This window comes from Streptomyces fulvoviolaceus (genome assembly GCF_000718165.1).
Lineage (GTDB): Bacteria > Actinomycetota > Actinomycetes > Streptomycetales > Streptomycetaceae > Streptomyces > Streptomyces fulvoviolaceus.
This window is the reverse complement of sequence record NZ_JOEY01000005.1, coordinates 248,460-263,514: the sequence shown is the minus strand read 5'-3', so window position 1 is coordinate 263,514 and position 15,055 is coordinate 248,460. Positions and strand designations below refer to the sequence as shown.

General features: G+C 71.8%; 15 protein-coding genes. 12 read left to right on the top strand and 3 right to left on the bottom strand.

Annotated features, from left to right (window positions below; all coding sequences use genetic code 11):
• Positions 1–62 precede the first annotated feature (62 nt).
• The 4 genes from alr (at position 63) to IG08_RS60605 (ending at position 3,322) form a co-directional block, all read left to right on the top strand.
• Positions 63–1,286 carry an alanine racemase gene (gene alr / locus IG08_RS0107445; protein WP_030597815.1) on the top strand — a complete coding sequence of 408 codons (1,224 nt, stop codon included), beginning with the start codon at positions 63–65 and terminating at the stop codon, positions 1,284–1,286.
• On the top strand, positions 1,283–2,533 hold the full coding sequence (locus tag IG08_RS0107440; RefSeq protein ID WP_030597813.1) for an alpha/beta fold hydrolase: 1,251 nt from the start codon (positions 1,283–1,285) through the stop codon (positions 2,531–2,533). Before alr ends, IG08_RS0107440 begins: the two co-directional genes overlap by 4 nt.
• On the top strand, positions 2,499–3,011 hold the full coding sequence (tsaE, locus tag IG08_RS0107435) for a tRNA (adenosine(37)-N6)-threonylcarbamoyltransferase complex ATPase subunit type 1 TsaE (protein WP_030597811.1): 513 nt from the start codon (positions 2,499–2,501) through the stop codon (positions 3,009–3,011). Before IG08_RS0107440 ends, tsaE begins: the two co-directional genes overlap by 35 nt.
• A 140-nt stretch (positions 3,012–3,151) precedes the next feature.
• On the top strand, positions 3,152–3,322 hold the full coding sequence (locus tag IG08_RS60605; protein ID WP_199820819.1) for a hypothetical protein: 171 nt from the start codon (positions 3,152–3,154) through the stop codon (positions 3,320–3,322).
• Here the strand turns inward: IG08_RS60605 and IG08_RS0107425 are convergent.
• Complete coding sequence (locus IG08_RS0107425) at positions 3,319–3,876, bottom strand: hypothetical protein (protein ID WP_030597809.1); 558 nt, start codon at positions 3,874–3,876, stop codon at positions 3,319–3,321. The genes IG08_RS60605 and IG08_RS0107425 overlap by 4 nt on opposite strands.
• Positions 3,877–4,201: 325 nt before the next feature.
• On the opposite strand from IG08_RS0107425, the gene tsaB reads away from it, so the two are divergent.
• The 4 genes from tsaB to IG08_RS0107405 are packed head-to-tail and all read left to right on the top strand — an operon-like array spanning position 4,202 to position 6,726.
• Positions 4,202–4,858, top strand: coding sequence for a tRNA (adenosine(37)-N6)-threonylcarbamoyltransferase complex dimerization subunit type 1 TsaB (gene tsaB, locus IG08_RS0107420; RefSeq protein WP_030597807.1), 657 nt, complete (start codon positions 4,202–4,204; stop codon positions 4,856–4,858).
• Positions 4,859–4,893: 35 nt separating this feature from the next.
• Positions 4,894–5,394 carry a ribosomal protein S18-alanine N-acetyltransferase gene (gene rimI / locus IG08_RS0107415; protein ID WP_043453515.1) on the top strand — a complete coding sequence of 167 codons (501 nt, stop codon included), beginning with the start codon at positions 4,894–4,896 and terminating at the stop codon, positions 5,392–5,394.
• Positions 5,387–6,472 carry a tRNA (adenosine(37)-N6)-threonylcarbamoyltransferase complex transferase subunit TsaD gene (gene tsaD / locus IG08_RS0107410; RefSeq protein WP_030597802.1) on the top strand — a complete coding sequence of 362 codons (1,086 nt, stop codon included), beginning with the start codon at positions 5,387–5,389 and terminating at the stop codon, positions 6,470–6,472. The genes rimI and tsaD overlap by 8 nt, the downstream gene beginning before the upstream one ends.
• Positions 6,469–6,726 (top strand): hypothetical protein, encoded by a 258-nt coding sequence (locus IG08_RS0107405; RefSeq protein WP_030597799.1) that lies wholly within the window; start codon positions 6,469–6,471, stop codon positions 6,724–6,726. The genes tsaD and IG08_RS0107405 overlap by 4 nt, the downstream gene beginning before the upstream one ends.
• Here the strand turns inward: IG08_RS0107405 and IG08_RS0107400 are convergent.
• Together IG08_RS0107400 and IG08_RS0107395 are read right to left on the bottom strand one after the other, a co-directional pair.
• Positions 6,677–7,213 carry a hypothetical protein gene (locus IG08_RS0107400; RefSeq protein ID WP_030597796.1) on the bottom strand — a complete coding sequence of 179 codons (537 nt, stop codon included), beginning with the start codon at positions 7,211–7,213 and terminating at the stop codon, positions 6,677–6,679. The two genes, IG08_RS0107405 and IG08_RS0107400, sit on opposite strands and share 50 nt — an antisense overlap.
• Before the next feature lie 27 nt (positions 7,214–7,240).
• On the bottom strand, positions 7,241–9,547 hold the full coding sequence (locus IG08_RS0107395) for a beta-xylosidase/alpha-l-arabinosidase (RefSeq protein WP_030597793.1): 2,307 nt from the start codon (positions 9,545–9,547) through the stop codon (positions 7,241–7,243).
• 120 nt (positions 9,548–9,667) lie between these two features.
• Between IG08_RS0107395 and IG08_RS0107390 the strand changes: the two genes are divergently transcribed.
• The 4 genes from IG08_RS0107390 (at position 9,668) to IG08_RS0107375 (ending at position 14,853) form a co-directional block, all read left to right on the top strand.
• Positions 9,668–10,729, top strand: a complete 1,062-nt coding sequence (locus IG08_RS0107390; protein WP_030597790.1) for a LacI family DNA-binding transcriptional regulator — start codon at positions 9,668–9,670, stop codon at positions 10,727–10,729.
• 116 nt (positions 10,730–10,845) lie between these two features.
• Positions 10,846–12,204: a glycoside hydrolase family 10 protein gene (locus IG08_RS0107385; protein WP_030597788.1), complete on the top strand. Its 1,359-nt coding sequence runs from the start codon at positions 10,846–10,848 to the stop codon at positions 12,202–12,204.
• Between the two features lie 105 nt (positions 12,205–12,309).
• Entirely contained in the window at positions 12,310–13,368 is a 1,059-nt protein-coding gene (locus IG08_RS0107380; protein ID WP_234342822.1) for an LCP family protein, read from the top strand.
• Between the two features lie 81 nt (positions 13,369–13,449).
• Positions 13,450–14,853, top strand: coding sequence for an FG-GAP-like repeat-containing protein (locus IG08_RS0107375; RefSeq protein WP_043453469.1), 1,404 nt, complete (start codon positions 13,450–13,452; stop codon positions 14,851–14,853).
• Positions 14,854–15,055: the final 202 nt, after the last annotated feature.

Genomic DNA, 15,055 nt, shown 5'->3' with positions numbered 1-15,055 from the left:
CGGACGCCGGCCTCGCAGGGCTCCGCGGGGCTGTCGGACCCCTCTGCGACACTGGGGGCGTCATGACTGAGACAGCAACCACCCCGGCCGCCCCGCTGCGCGCCCGCGCCGAGATCGACCTGGCCGCGCTGCGGGCCAACGTGCGTGCCCTGCGCGAGCGTGCGCCGGGTGCGGCCGTCATGGCCGTGGTGAAGTCCGACGGGTACGGCCACGGCGCGGTGCCCTGCGCCCGCGCGGCCGTCGAGGCGGGAGCCGGCTGGCTCGGTACCGCCACGCCCGAGGAGGCCCTCGAGCTGCGGGCCGCCGGGCTGACCGGGCGCGTCATGTGCTGGCTCTGGACGCCCGGCGGGCCGTGGAGAGAGGCCGTCGAGGCCGACCTCGACGTGTCCGTCAGCGGGATGTGGGCGCTCGAGGAGGTCACGGCGGCGGCCCGGCAGGCCGGACGGCCCGCGCGGATCCAGCTCAAGGCCGACACCGGTCTCGGGCGCAACGGCTGCCAGCCCGGCGACGACTGGGCGGAGCTCGTCCACGCCGCCCTGGCCGCCGAGGCCGACAGGCTCCTCCGGGTCACCGGGCTCTGGTCGCACTTCGCCTGCGCCGACGAGCCCGGGCATCCCTCCATCGCCGCCCAGCTCACCCGCTTCCGGGAGATGGTGGCGTATGCCGAGGGGCAGGGCGTGCGGCCCGAGGTGCGGCACATCGCCAACTCGCCCGCCACGCTGACCATTCCCGAGAGCCACTTCGACCTCGTGCGGACCGGGATCGCGATCTACGGGATCTCGCCGAGCCCCGAGATCGGCAGCCCCGCCGACTTCGGGCTGCGCCCCGTCATGACGCTGTCGGCGTCCGTCGCGCTGGTGAAGCACGTTCCGGGGTCTCACGGCGTCAGTTACGGGCATCACTACATCACCCCCGGCGAGACGACCCTCGGGCTCGTGCCCGTCGGGTACGCGGACGGCATCCCGCGGCACGCCTCCGGGACCGGGCCCGTGCTGGTCGACGGCAAGTGGCGGACGGTGGCCGGGCGGGTGGCCATGGACCAGTTCGTCGTCGACCTCGGCGGGGACGAGCCCACGGCCGGCTCGGAAGCGGTGCTCTTCGGGCCCGGCGACCGCGGCGAGCCCACCGCCGAGGACTGGGCGCAGGCCGCGGGCACCATCGCGTACGAAATCGTCACCCGGATCGGAAAGCGCGTTCCCCGCGTCTATTTGAATGAGGGACAGGGCATTCGGGACGGTAGCGGTCCAGGCGGTCCTGACGGTCCGGCGAAGAGGAGTGGCACGTGAGCGAGAGCAGTGCGGAGGCCGTCGCGGACGCCGCCTCGGCGGCGCTCGCCGCCACGGGGGCGGGCAACTGGCGCAGGGCGACCGGCATCGCGGGCGCCGCGATAGGCGTGGTCGCCGCGGGCGCGGCCGCCGGTGTGGCGATAGAGCGGCTCACCGTCGGGCGCGGCATGCGCAAGAAGGCCCGGCTCGCGCTCGACTCGACGGGACCGTACGGCTCGCTGCGCGGCACCCCCGGCAAGGCGTACGCCGACGACGGCACCGAGCTGTACTACGAGGTCGACGATGTCGATCCCGAAGCTGCGCCCGCACTCAGCCCGCGCCGTCGGCGGCTGTTCGGGCGCAAGGCCCCTGCCCCCGTCACCGTCGTCTTCAGCCATGGCTACTGCCTCAACCAGGACTCCTGGCACTTCCAGCGGGCGGCGCTGCGAGGCGTCGTACGGACCGTCCACTGGGACCAGCGCAGTCACGGGCGGTCCGAGCGCGGTGCGGCCCAGGTGCAGGACGACATGCCGGTCACCATCGACCAGCTGGGTCGTGACCTCAAGGCCGTCATCGACGCGGCCGCGCCGGAGGGGCCCATCGTGCTCGTCGGGCACTCCATGGGCGGGATGACCGTCATGGCGCTGGCCGACCAGTACCCCGAGCTGATCCGTGAGCGCGTTGTCGCCGTCGCCCTTGTGGGCACGTCTTCGGGGCGGCTCGGCGAGGTCAACTTCGGGCTGCCCGTCGCGGGCGTCAACGCCGTACGGCGGGTGCTGCCGGGCGTGCTGAAGGCGCTGGGGCAGCAGGCGGCCCTGGTGGAGCGGGGGCGGCGGGCCACCGCCGATCTGTTCGCCGGGATAATCAAGCGGTACTCGTTCGCGTCCCGGGACGTGGATCCGGCCGTCGCCCGGTTCGCCGAGCGGATGATCGAGGGCACGCCGATCGACGTGGTCGCCGAGTTCTACCCGGCCTTCACCGATCACGACAAGACCGAGGCGATCGCCCACTTCGCCGACCTGCCGGTGCTCGTGCTGGCCGGCGTCGGCGACCTCGTCACGCCCAGCGAGCACAGTGAGGCCATCGCCGACCTGCTGCCGGACGCCGAGTTGGTGCTCGTCCCGGACGCCGGGCACCTCGTCATGCTGGAACACCCGGAAGTGGTCACCGACCGCCTCGCCGACCTGCTCACCCGCGCGGGTGCGGTTCCCGCGGGCGCTACCGTGGGTGGCTATGGAAGCACCAGCAGCACCGCACAACCCGGTTGAGACCGAGCTGACCGTCACGTCCCCCGAGCAGATGCGAGAGCTCGGCCGAAGGCTCGCCAAACTGCTGCGCGCCGGTGATCTCGTGATGCTCACCGGGGAGCTCGGCGCGGGCAAGACGACACTGACCCGCGGGCTCGGCGAGGGGCTCGGCGTCCGGGGCGCCGTCACGTCCCCGACCTTCGTGATCGCCCGAGTGCACCCGTCCCTCGGGGACGGCCCGCCGCTCGTCCACGTCGACGCGTACCGCCTCGGCGGCGGCCTCGACGACATGGAGGACCTCGACCTCGACGTCTCGCTGACCGACTCGGTGATCGTCGTGGAGTGGGGGGAGGGCAAGGTCGAGGAGCTGACCGACGACCGCCTGGAGGTCGTGATCCACCGGGCCGTCGGCGATACGACGGACGAGGTGCGGCACGTGACGCTGACGGGACTCGGGGAGCGGTGGGCTTCGGCCGACCTGAACCTGCTCACGGCCTGAGAGCCGAGTGAATTTTGATGAACGTTCCGACAAGACGTCGGCAAGATATTGCGTTCGGTGTCTTGTGCGTGGTCACATGGTATCCAGTTCGTAGTTAGGTCTACCTAACTACGCCCGCCCCCGAACTTCAGGAGGCGTCCATGTCGGCCACCGAGAGCACCCCACAGCCGCGGCCGTACGCCGTTGCCGCCGGCGTGTCCATGCGCGATCTGCTGGCGTCGTGCGCCGCGGCGAAGGCGATCTCCACGCCCCCGCGGCTGCCCGATCCCGAGACACTGCAGCCGCGCGTCGAGCGCCCCAAAGCCGCCTAGCGGATCACGACCACCTTCGCGCCGATCGTCGCGAAGTCCCACATCGCGTCGCCGTCCGGGCGGGACTCGCGGATGCCGCCCGTCTTCACGGTCGTGGTGTCGGCCGTCGACATCGAGGCGCCCACGGCCGTGCTGAAGCCGATGACCACGCCGTCGACGCTGGTGAAGCGGACGACGTGCTCGATGGGTGTGCCGTCGGTGCCGGTGACCGAGTTCGAGCGGGACGTGACCGAGTAGGAGCCCGGAGTCGGGTCCAGGGTGCCCGGGGTGACCTTGAACGTGCGCTTGACCTTGTTGCGCGCGCCGACCAGCCACACCCGGTCGTCGTCCACCGAGTACACGACCCGTTCACCCGTACCGGACCCGGCGGGCAGCGCGGTGGGGTCCGTCCTGTCCCGGGGCGCCTTCGCGGCGGCCACCGCCGGTGAGCTGCGCGTATGCGGTGTGCCCAGCCCGGCCGGAACGCTCGCGGAGGCCTGGTAGGCGAGGAAACCGACGGTCGCGAGGGCTGTCACGGTGAGCCCGGCCACGATTCCCGAGCTGCTGCTTGCCACCGTCGTCCACCTCTTGCCTCGTGTAGCGCGTCATCCTGTACGTCCCGCTTTGCCGCGACGGTAGCAGCAGGTGACCGCCCGACCATGGCGGCCGTACGTGCGCAGGGGCCTGTGTCGGACGTCCCGTCGTCCGCCCGGAGGGCGGGCCCGGCGGCGTCTGGTGCGTGCGATCGCAAGGCGCCGGAGCGTCCTCGATGGGGGAGGAGCCACGTGGGCGGTTCGGCAACGCGGCTGGGGGTTCCCCCCTCTGGGGGAGTGCGTGCCGGGCGTCGCCGGGCAGGCGGGACGTCCGACACAGGCCCCTAGGGAGCCGTAGGCTGTTTGCGTGCTCTTGCTCGCTCTGGATACCGCCACCCCCGCCGTGACCGTCGCGCTGCACGACGGCAGGGCTGTCATCGCCTCCTCCGGCCAGGTGGACGCGCGCCGGCACGGGGAGCTGCTGCTGCCGGCCGTCGACCGTGTGCTCGCCGAGGCCGGTCTCAAGCTCGACGCCGTCACCGGCGTCGTCGTCGGCATCGGCCCAGGGCCGTACACCGGGCTGCGCGTCGGTCTGATGACCGCGGACACCTTCGGGCTCGCGCTCGGTGTGCCCGTGCACGGCGTGTGCACCCTCGACGGGCTGGCGTACGCGGCCGACATCGAGAAGGGCCCCTTCGTCGTGGCGACCGACGCCCGGCGCAAGGAGGTCTACTGGGCGACGTACGCCGACTCCCGCACCCGCCTGACCGACCCCGCCGTCGACCGACCCGCCGACATCGCCGACCGGGTCGCCGGGCTGCCGGCCGTCGGCGCGGGCGCGCTGCTCTACCCGGACACCTTCCCGAAGGTGCACGAGCCCGAGCACGTCTCCGCCGCCGCGCTCGCGTCGCTGGCGGCCGAGAGACTCGCCAAGGGCGAGGAACTCCCGGCCCCCCGGCCGCTGTACCTGCGCCGGCCCGACGCCCAGGTCCCCAAGAACTACAAGGTGGTCACCCCCAAGTGACCGAACCGACGACCGTGACGCCTCGGCTGCGTGAGATGCGTTGGTGGGACATCGACCCCGTCCTGGAGCTGGAGAAGGCCCTCTTCCCCGAGGACGCCTGGTCCCGCGGGATGTTCTGGTCCGAGCTCGCGCACTCCCGGGGCCCCGAGGCCACCCGGCGGTATCTCGTGGCCGAGGACGGTGACGGAAGGCTCGTGGGGTACGCCGGTCTCGCCTCCTCCGGTGACCTCGCCGACGTCCAGACGATCGCCGTCGCCCGCGACCACTGGGGCACGGGCCTCGGCGCGCGGCTGCTGACCGAACTCCTGCGGGCCGCCACCGACTTCGACTGCGCCGAGGTGCTGCTGGAGTGCCGGATCGACAACGTCCGCGCCCAGAAGCTGTACGAGCGCTTCGGCTTCGAGGCCATTGGTTTCCGGCGCGGCTACTACCAGCCCGGCAATGTCGACGCCCTGGTGATGCGACTCACCACAGCAGCTGACAGCGGCTCCGCCGCGAGAGCAAACTCCGAACAAGGAACCGAGATCAATGGCTGACGAACCGCTCGTCCTCGGCATCGAGACCTCCTGCGACGAGACCGGTGTCGGCATCGTCCGCGGTACCACCCTGCTGGCCGACGCCATCGCGTCCAGCGTCGACGAGCACGCCCGCTTCGGTGGTGTGGTGCCCGAGGTCGCGTCGCGCGCGCACCTCGAGGCGATGGTGCCGACCATCGACCGGGCGCTGAAGGAGGCGGGGGTCAGCGCGAAGGACCTCGACGGCATCGCGGTCACCGCGGGCCCCGGCCTCGCCGGTGCCCTCCTCGTCGGCGTCTCGGCCGCCAAGGCGTACGCCTACGCCCTCGGCAAGCCCCTCTACGGCGTCAACCACCTCGCCTCCCACATCTGCGTCGACCAGCTGGAGCACGGCGCCCTGCCGGAGCCGACGATGGCGCTGCTGGTCAGCGGCGGGCACTCCTCGCTCCTGCTCTCCAGCGACATCACCTCCGACGTCCGGCCCATGGGCGCGACCATCGACGACGCGGCCGGCGAGGCCTTCGACAAGATCGCGCGCGTGCTGAACCTCGGTTTCCCCGGCGGGCCGGTCATCGACCGGTACGCGAAGGAGGGCGACCCGCGCGCGATCGCCTTCCCGCGCGGGCTGACCGGGCCGCGCGATCCGGCGTACGACTTCTCCTTCTCCGGTCTCAAGACGGCCGTGGCCCGTTGGATCGAAGCCAAGCGGGCGGCGGGGGAGGAGGTGCCGGTGCGTGATGTGGCGGCGTCCTTCCAGGAGGCGGTCGTGGACGTGCTGACCCGCAAGGCCGTGCGGGCCTGCAAGGACGAGGGCGTCGACCACCTGATGATCGGCGGCGGTGTGGCCGCCAACTCGCGCCTGCGCGTGCTGGCCCAGGAGCGCTGCGAGGCGGCCGGGATCCGGCTGCGGGTACCGCGGCCGAAGCTGTGCACCGACAACGGCGCGATGGTCGCGGCGCTCGGCGCGGAGATGGTCGCCCGCAACCGGCCGACGTCCAGCTGGGACCTGTCGGCGGACTCCTCGCTGCCGGTGACGGACCCGCACGTCCCCGGCCACGATCATGTGCACGAGGTCAGCAAGGAGAACCTCTACTCGTGACGGTCGCGTTGATGTGGGAGGCGCGGGCGGTCGAGGGGCGCGGCGAGGAACTGCTCGCCTGGGCACGGGAGCAGGAGCTGCCGTCGCGGCCCCTGCGCCGTGAGACCTTCCGGGCTCCGCAGGACCGGGTGCTGGTCCTCACGTGGTGGGACGCGGCCTACGACGCCGATCTGCCCGAACTTCCCGAGCCGGACGGTGAGTTGGTCAACCGGGCGGTGCATCGGTGGCGGTTCGAGTCGGTGGCGGCGGACTGACCGGCGTGTAGGAGAGCTTCAACGGGTCGTTCCTGTCGTGCCCTTGCCACAGCAGCACGCCGTTCCGGCGCTCCCAGCGGGCGGCGGCCAGGGCGCCGCTCAGCCAGTACAGCGTCAGCCACAGCTGGACCAGGGCCAGGTTGGAGTGCCAGAACGACAGGGGCAGCGACACGGCCAGGAGGGTGAGGAAGAGCACCCAGCGGAAGGGGCGGTGGAGCAGGCGGCCGCGGCCCGCGGGCAGGACTCCCTGAGGGTCCTCCCTGGGGACCGCCGCCTCGAAGTCCCGCGCCTTGCCGCCCCACTTGGACCGGGACGCCTGCAGGCCCGTCCACAACGCCGCCACGACGACCATGGCGACGACGGAGAGCCACCACGCGTCGGCCAGGACCGGTGACCCGCGGACGACGAACAGGACGGCCAACGTGACGATCAGGGCGGCCGCCGCGGCGAAGGCCGCCTTCAGCTCGAGATGGACATACCGGAACATTGCAACCCCCGTGCTCCCGGTGTCGGTTCACTCCACGCCCGACACCTCCGTCTCGCAGCGCAGCCGGCGATCCGGGCCCAACACCCGTACCGGCCCTGTGAGGTTCAGCCGGGCCGTGTGCCGTGCGTCCGCGCTGGATGCCCCCAACCGTAGCTCCAGGGTGCCCGGTTCGACCACCCTTCGCCCGGTACGGTCGGTGAAGGCCGAAAGATCCGTATGGAAGTGGAAGGTGACCCGGTGGGACTCGCCCGGCTCCAACTCCAGGCGGTGGTAGCCGATCAGGCGGATGTCCGGGCGGGTCACCGAGGCCACCGGGTCGTGCAGGTACAGCTGGACGACCTCGGCGCCCGCCCGGTCCCCCGCGTTGCGCACGGTCAGCGACACGTCGTACGTGCCGTCCGTGCCGATCTGTGACGGGCCGTCCGTGAAGTCCTCCCAGGCGAACGCCGTGTAGGACTGCCCGTGTCCGAAGGCGTACAGCGGGGTCGGGTCCAGGTTGCTGACCTCGCCCGCGAGGCCGAGGGGCGGCTGGAGGTAGGTCCACGGCTGGCCGCCGGGCACCTGCGGGACGCTCACCGGCAGGCGCCCGGACGGGTTGACGCGGCCCGACAGCACTCCCGCCACCGACGGGCCGCCCTCCTCTCCAGGGAAGAACGCCTGGACGACCGCTCCAAGCCTCCCGTGCCAGCGGCCCAGTGCATAGGGGCGGCCGGTCAGCAGGACCAGTACCACCGGCACACCCGTCGCGACCAGCGAGTCCAGCAACTCACCCTGCACGCCCGGAAGTTGCAGGTCCGTCACATCGCAGCCCTCGCCCGAGGTGCCCCGCCCGAACAGCCCCGCCCGGTCGCCGAGGACCGCCACGCACACGTCCGCCTCGGCCGTCCGCGCCACCGCCTCCTCGAAGCCCCCGGTGTCCGGGTCGGTCACCCCGCAGCCCTCCGCGAACGTGACCTTCGCGTCGGGGAGTTCGGCGCGCAGCGACTCCAGGACCGTCGGGATCTCGATGCCCATCGGCACCTCGGGGTGGTGCGTCAGCACATGGGAGGGGAAGGAGTAGCAGCCCAGCATGGCGAGGGCGTCGGCGGCGCGCGGGCCGACGACCGCGATCCGGGTGTCGGGGGCCAACGGCAGCAGGCCGTCCGGGTTGTCCAGCAGCACCACCGACTCCTCGGCCAGCCGCCGGGCCAGGGTGCGGTTCGCCGTCGAGTCCAGGTCGATCCGCCCGGCCGGCTCCGGGTCCCAGCCCTCGTCGAGGAGGCCGAGTTCGCACTTCTGGAGGAGGACACGGCGGGCCGCGCGGTCGATCAGGGACTCGGGGATCTCGCCCGCTCGTACGGCCTCCAGCAGGGGTGTGCCGTAGCACTTGAGGGTCGGCAGTTCGACGTCGATGCCCGCCGCGAGCGCCGCGTGCGCCGCCCCCGCCTCACTGCCGGCGACCCGGTGCAGGGTCTGCAGGAAGCCGATGCCGAAGTAGTCGGCGACCACCGTGCCGGTGAACCCCCAGTCCTCCCGCAGGAGTTCGGTCAGCAGTCCCGGGTCCGCCGAGGCCGGGACGCCGTCCGTCTCGGTGTACGCGGCCATCACCGAGCGGGCCTCGCCCTCGCGCAGTGCCATCTCGAAGGGCGGGAGGGTGATGTCGGCGAGCTCCCGGACGCCCGCCCGCACAGGTGCCTGGTTGCGGGCGCCCGCCGAGGCGGCGTACCCGGCGAAGTGCTTGAGCGTGGCGACGATCCCGGCCGACTCCAGGCCCCGCACATACGCGGCACCGATCGTGCCGACCAGGTACGGGTCCTCGCCGATGGTCTCCTCGACCCGGCCCCAGCGCAGATCGCGTACGACGTCCAGGACGGGGGCGAGACCCTGGTGGACGCCGACCGAGCGCAGGTCGCGGCCGATGGCGCCGGCCATCTCCTCGACCAGCGCGGCATCGAAGCTCGCGCCCCAGGCGAGCGGCACCGGATAGGCCGTGGCCTGCCAGGTGGTGAAGCCGGCCAGGCACTCCTCGTGGGCGAGGGCCGGGATGCCGAAACGGCTCGCCCCGGCGATACGGCGCTGGGCGCGGGCCAGTGCCTGCGCGCCCAGCGCCGGGTCCACGGGGGCGGTGCCGAAGGGGCGGGTGAGCTGGCCGAGGCCCTGACCGATCAGCTCGTCCCAGTCGTACTCGGCGGTCATCTCGCGTTGCAGTGGTGCTACTCCGTCGCCGTCCGTGCTGGCGCCCACCCACACGCCGTAGAGCTGGGCGGTCTTCTCCTCGAGGGTCATCCGGGAGAGGAGGTCGTCGACGCGGGTGGCGGCGGGCAGGGCGGGGTCACGCCAGGGCGCGGTGGTCATGAAACTCCTGTCGGGTCGACGACCTCTCGCGAATGTTTCGAGATGTAATTCGAATGTTTTGGGAACCTAGGGCCGCCAGGAGGGTTCGTCAAGAGGTCGTGCAGGGATACGATCGCCGCCATGACACCCTCGGAGCCCGCAGAAACCCGGGCGACAGCCCCGGCAACCGGTCGGTCCGCGCAAACGGCGACGCTTGCCGAGATCGCCCGAGAGGCCGGTGTTTCGGCGCCGACAGTTTCGAAGGTCCTCAACGGCCGTGCCGATGTCGCCCCCGCGACCCGCAGCAGAGTCGAGGACCTGCTGCGCGCGCACGGCTATCGCCGCCGCCGCGCCGAGGCGAGCCGCTCGCCCCTGATCGACCTGGTCTTCCATGAGCTGGAGAGCGAGTGGGGGATGGAGGTCATCCGGGGGGTGGAGAACGTGGCGAGGGACGCGGGCCTCAGCGTGGTGCTGAGTGAGAGCGCCGGGCGGCTCACGCCCGGCCGTACCTGGGCCGACCAGGTCGCCGCCCGCCGCCCCCACGGTGTGATCCTCGTGCTGTCCGGGCTCGACGAGTCCCAGCGCGCCCTGCTCAACAGCAGATCGATCCCGTTCGTGGTGATGGACCCGGCCGGCGACCCGGGCGCCGACGTGCCCTCGATCGGCGCCACCAACTGGCAGGGCGGGCTCGCCGCGACCCGGCATCTGGTCGAGCTGGGGCACCGGAGGATCGGCGCCATCAGCGGACCGTCCCGGATGATGTGCAGCCGCGCCCGCATCGACGGCTACCGGGCCGCCCTGGAGACCGCCGGGCTGCCGGTCGACCCCGGGTTGATCAAGCCGGGCGACTTCCACCACGAGACCGGCTACCGGCTGGGCCTGGACCTGCTGCGGCGCCCGGACCGGCCCACCGCCGTCTTCGCCGGCAACGACCTCCAGGCGCTCGGGCTGTACGAGGCCGCGCGCGAGCTGGGGCTGCGCATCCCGGAGGACCTGAGCGTCGTCGGGTTCGACGACCTGCCGGTGGCGCGCTGGGTGGGCCCGCCGCTGACGACCGTACGGCAGCCGCTGACCGAGATGGCCGAGGCGGCGGCGAAGCTGGTGCTCGACCTCGGGCGGGAGGACGGAACCCAGGCGGCGACGCGGGTGGAGCTGGCGACGAGCCTGGTGGTGCGCAGCAGTACGGGGGCGCCGCCGGCGTGATGTGACGCCCGGGTGCGGTGTGGCCGGAAGCTGACGTATTGACGGGTGAGGTGAGCGCCCTCACACTCCTCCGAAGTCAATCGGTTGCACGACCGAAACTTTCGGAGGCACCCGCAATGAGAACCTCCAGACCTTCGTTACGTGTACGACTCACCGCCGTGCTGGCCGGTGCGGCCGCCGTCGGCGCCCTGCTGACCGCCGGTGCGACCACGGCGCGAGCCGCGGACGTCCCCCTCCGCGACCTCGCCGACGCCAAGAGCAAGGTCATGGGTACGGCGGTCACCGGGTCCAAGCTCACCGGTACCTACGGCGACATCGCGGGGGCGCAGTTCAACTGGCTGACCCCCGGCAACGCCATGAAGTGGGGCTCGGTCGAGCCGACCCGGGGCACCTACAACTGGGCCGAGGCCGACCAGATCGTCGCCTTCGCCGAGGCGCACGGCCAGCAGGTGCGCGGCCACACCCTGGCCTGGCACAGCCAGAACCCGAGCTGGCTGACGAACGGCACCTGGACCTCGGCCGAGCTCAGCCAGCTGCTGAACGACCACATCGCGCTGGAAGTGGGCCGCTACAAGGGGCGGCTCGCCGCGTGGGACGTGGTGAACGAGCCGTTCAACGAGGACGGCACCTACCGCCAGACCCTCTGGTACAACGGCCTCGGCACCGGCTACATCGCCCAGGCCCTGACCGCCGCCCGCGCCGCCGACCCGGACGCCGAGCTGTACATCAACGACTACAACGTCGAGGGCGTCAACGCGAAGAGCACCGCCCTGTACAACCTGGTCAAGTCCCTGAAGGAGCAAGGCGTCCCGATCGACGGCGTCGGCCTCCAGGCCCACCTGATCCTCGGCCAGGTGCCCTCCACGCTCCAGCAGAACATCCAGCGCTTCGCCGACCTCGGCGTCGACGTGGCGATCACCGAGCTGGACATCCGGATGACGCTGCCGTCGGACAGCACGAAACTGGCCCAACAGGCCGCGGACTACAAGGCGGTCATGAACGCGTGCGTGGCGGTGACGCGCTGCACCGGCGTCACCGTCTGGGGCTTCACCGACTCCGACTCGTGGATCCCGGACACTTTCCCGGGACAGGGCGCGGCGACGCCGTACGACGAGAACTACGCGCCGAAACCGGCGTATTACGCGATCGCGGAGGCACTGGGCGGCAGCGGCCCGTCCACGGACGGCTGCACGGCGACGTACAGCGTCAGCAGCCAGTGGAACACCGGCTTCACCGGCCAGGTGACGATCGCCTGCGCGGGCGGCTCGCTGTCGTCCTGGAAGGTGGGCTGGGAGTTCGGCGCGGGCCAGCAGATCACCCAGGCCTGGAACGCCACCTGCACCCAGTCGGGGACGGCGGTGCAGTGTGTGAACGCCTCGTACAACGGGACGGTCGCGGACGGCGGCTCGGTGACGTTCGGGTTCAACGGCTCCTGGAGCGGGAGCAATCCGGTGCCCACGGTGGCACTGGGATGAGTGGGGCTGACCTGGGCTGATGATGGCATGAGAAGTCTGAGAATTTCCGAAGGAATCGGCTGACGAGGTTCCTGCTCGTAATAATTCGGACTTACGTTCCTCCCCGTGAAGTCACACGACGAGAACGGGGACGCGGCAGGCAAGAGACCTGGCCGGCGGCCGAGACTGCTGAAGGCCGCCGGCCTCACCCTCGCAGGCGCACTGGTGCTGGGCATCGGGGCGGCCGGCTGGGCCTATTGGCACTTGAACAGCAACATCAAGAGCGTCGACATCAACAGCGCGCTCGGCGACGACCGCCCGGCGAAGTCGGTCACCACACCGACCCCGTCCGGCACCGCCTCCGCCTCCCCGCTGCCCACCGAGGCCATCAACATCCTTGTCCTGGGCTCGGACTCGCGCAGCGGCAAGGAGAACAAGGCGCTCGGTGGCGGCAGCAGCGGCGGCGCCCGGTCCGACACCGCGATGGTCGTGCACATCGACGCCGGCCGGACGAAGGCCACCGTGGTCAGCATCCCGCGCGACACGCTCGTCACGCGGCCGTCGTGTCCCTTGGAGAGCGGGGGCTCCACGGCGGTGGCGTACAACGCGATGTTCAACAGCGCGTACGCGGTGGGCGGCGCCGTCTGCGCGGTGAAGACGGTCGAGTCGATCACGAACGTCCGCATGGACCACTACATCGAGATCGACTTCTCGGGCTTCGCGAAGCTGGTGAACGCCCTCGGCGGCGTCACGGTGACGACGGACGAGGACATCGATGACGACGACAGCCACCTGAAGCTGACGGCCGGCACCCACACCCTCAACGGCAAGCAGGCCCTCGCCCTCGCCCGCACCCGGCACGGCATAGGCGACGGCAGCGACCTCGGCCGTATAGGCCTCCAACAGAAGCTGGTGAAGGCCCTGTTGGAGCAGATCTCCTCCACGAACCTGCTCTCCGAGCCCACCCAGCTGTACACGGTCGCCGACGCGATCACCGGCAGCCTCACCACCGACACCGGCCTCGACTCGCTGACCGAGCTGATGAGCCTCGGCGAGAGCCTGCAGGGCCTGTCGGCGGACGACATGAAGACGGTGACCATGCCCGTGGTGACCGCGCCGTCGAACGCCAACCGGGTGGTGGCGGACGAGCCGGAGGCGAGCGAGCTGTGGGAGTCGCTGCGCTGAGTGAGTGAATGAACGCAACCGCCGGGGGCGGTCGTGAGTCTCGTCCGGTGAGGGTCTCGCCGTCGTCGAGAGGGTCGCCCGGTGCTGTTGCTTCGTTCGTACACGCCTTGGACCGTGCCACTGCTGGCGGGACTGCTCGCGCTGGGCTGGGTCCCGTCGGACCTCTCGGACCGGGCGCGGGACCCCGCGCAGACCCCCGTCCGTGACGACTTCGACGGCGACGGCTACCAGGACCTCGCGATCGGTGCCCCCGGGGCCACGCTGGGCGGGCAGAAGGGCGCCGGCTATGTGGCGGTCCTCTACGGCGGCCCGCACGGTGTGTCCGCCACCACCCGCCGGACCGTCATCAGCCGCACCACGCAAGGAATCCCGGCCGACCCGGTGGCGGACCAGGGCTTCGGCGCGAGGCTCTCCAAGGGCGACCTGAACGGGGACGGGTACGCGGACCTGGTGGTCGGCCTCGCCCGGCGCAAGGGCGATGCGGTGATCGTCTGGGGCAGCCCGAAGGGCCTGTCCGGCGGTACGGCCGTCCCCGCGACCAACACCCAGGCCGGCGACTTCGACGGCGACGGCAAGCTGGACCTGGCCCTGTTCCGCACCGACCGGGCCCCCGGCGACGACCCCCTCGGCAGCACCGCCACCGTCTGGACCGGCCCGGTCACCCGCTCCGGCGCCCCGGCCCGCAAGACCGCCCTGGACCCCGAGCACCTCAAGTACTACGACGTCGACGACGGCGCCACCGGCGACGTGAACGGCGACGGCCGCGACGAACTCGCCCTGCGCGTCTACTACGGCGAGGGCGGCTACGGCACCCGCTTCTACACCGCCTCCTCCTCGGGCCTCAAGGACGCGACCGACAAGGCTCCTGACGGGGGCTACGGCCTGGCCTTCGGCGACGTGAACGGCGACGGGTACGACGACTTCCTGGCCGGTTCCGTCCCCGACGACGCCGGGAGGATCACGGTCGCCCATGGCTCGGCCTCCGGCCTGGGACCCCGCTCCAGCTGGAAGTCGTACTCCCAGAACACCCCGGGAGTCCCCGGGGCCTCGGAGATCAACGACCTCTTCGGCTCCGCCCTCGCCGCCGGCGACATCACCGGCGACGGCATCGACGACGTGGCCGTCGGCGCGATCGGCAGGGAACTCGGCTACGACGACGGAGCGGGCGAGGTCGTCGTCCTCCGCGGCACCCCCACCGGCCTGACCGGCACCGGCTCCCAGGTCTTCACCCAGGACACCCCCGGCATCCCCGGCACCACCCAGCCGGGCGACGTCTTCGGCAGCGCGGTCCGCCTCCTCGACATCAACGGCAACGGCCACGCCGACCTGGTCGCCGCGGCGGTGGGGGAGGACGCCGGGAACGGGCGGGTGTATGTGCTGCGGGGGCGGCCGGAGGGGGTCGTGACGGATGCGGGGCTGATGGTCGGGGGGAAGGTGCTCGGGGTGCCGTATGCGAAGGCGAGGTTCGGGGGCGCGGTGGGGTAGGTGTGATGGCAGCGCGCCGAGCTTACGGACGTGACGTGAGCGGCAGTGGTTCGCACGGGGTGCGGGGGAGGCGCAGCTCGCGCAGGCGGTGACGGCGGGGCTGGCCCGAGCGGGTGGCGCACGCATACGGCTTCGTACGGGCTCGGCTGCTCGCCAAGCTGCCACCCGAGCCGCAGCTCCGGCCGCGCGCTCGCTACGAGGG

Bases quoted from the DNA above. Each gene is read 5' to 3' on its own strand.
- rimI (WP_043453515.1), top strand. From the start codon at position 4,894: ATGCGTTGGTGGGACATCGACCCCGTCCTGGAGCTGGAGAAGGCCCTC.
- IG08_RS0107385 (WP_030597788.1), top strand. From the start codon at position 10,846: ATGAGAACCTCCAGACCTTCGTTACGTGTACGACTCACCGCCGTGCTG.
- tsaD (WP_030597802.1), top strand. From the start codon at position 5,387: ATGGCTGACGAACCGCTCGTCCTCGGCATCGAGACCTCCTGCGACGAG.
- tsaE (WP_030597811.1), top strand. From the start codon at position 2,499: ATGGAAGCACCAGCAGCACCGCACAACCCGGTTGAGACCGAGCTGACC.
- IG08_RS60605 (WP_199820819.1), top strand. From the start codon at position 3,152: ATGTCGGCCACCGAGAGCACCCCACAGCCGCGGCCGTACGCCGTTGCC.
- IG08_RS0107400 (WP_030597796.1), bottom strand. From the start codon at position 7,213: ATGTTCCGGTATGTCCATCTCGAGCTGAAGGCGGCCTTCGCCGCGGCG.
- IG08_RS0107395 (WP_030597793.1), bottom strand. From the start codon at position 9,547: ATGACCACCGCGCCCTGGCGTGACCCCGCCCTGCCCGCCGCCACCCGC.
- alr (WP_030597815.1), top strand. From the start codon at position 63: ATGACTGAGACAGCAACCACCCCGGCCGCCCCGCTGCGCGCCCGCGCC.
- IG08_RS0107390 (WP_030597790.1), top strand. From the start codon at position 9,668: ATGACACCCTCGGAGCCCGCAGAAACCCGGGCGACAGCCCCGGCAACC.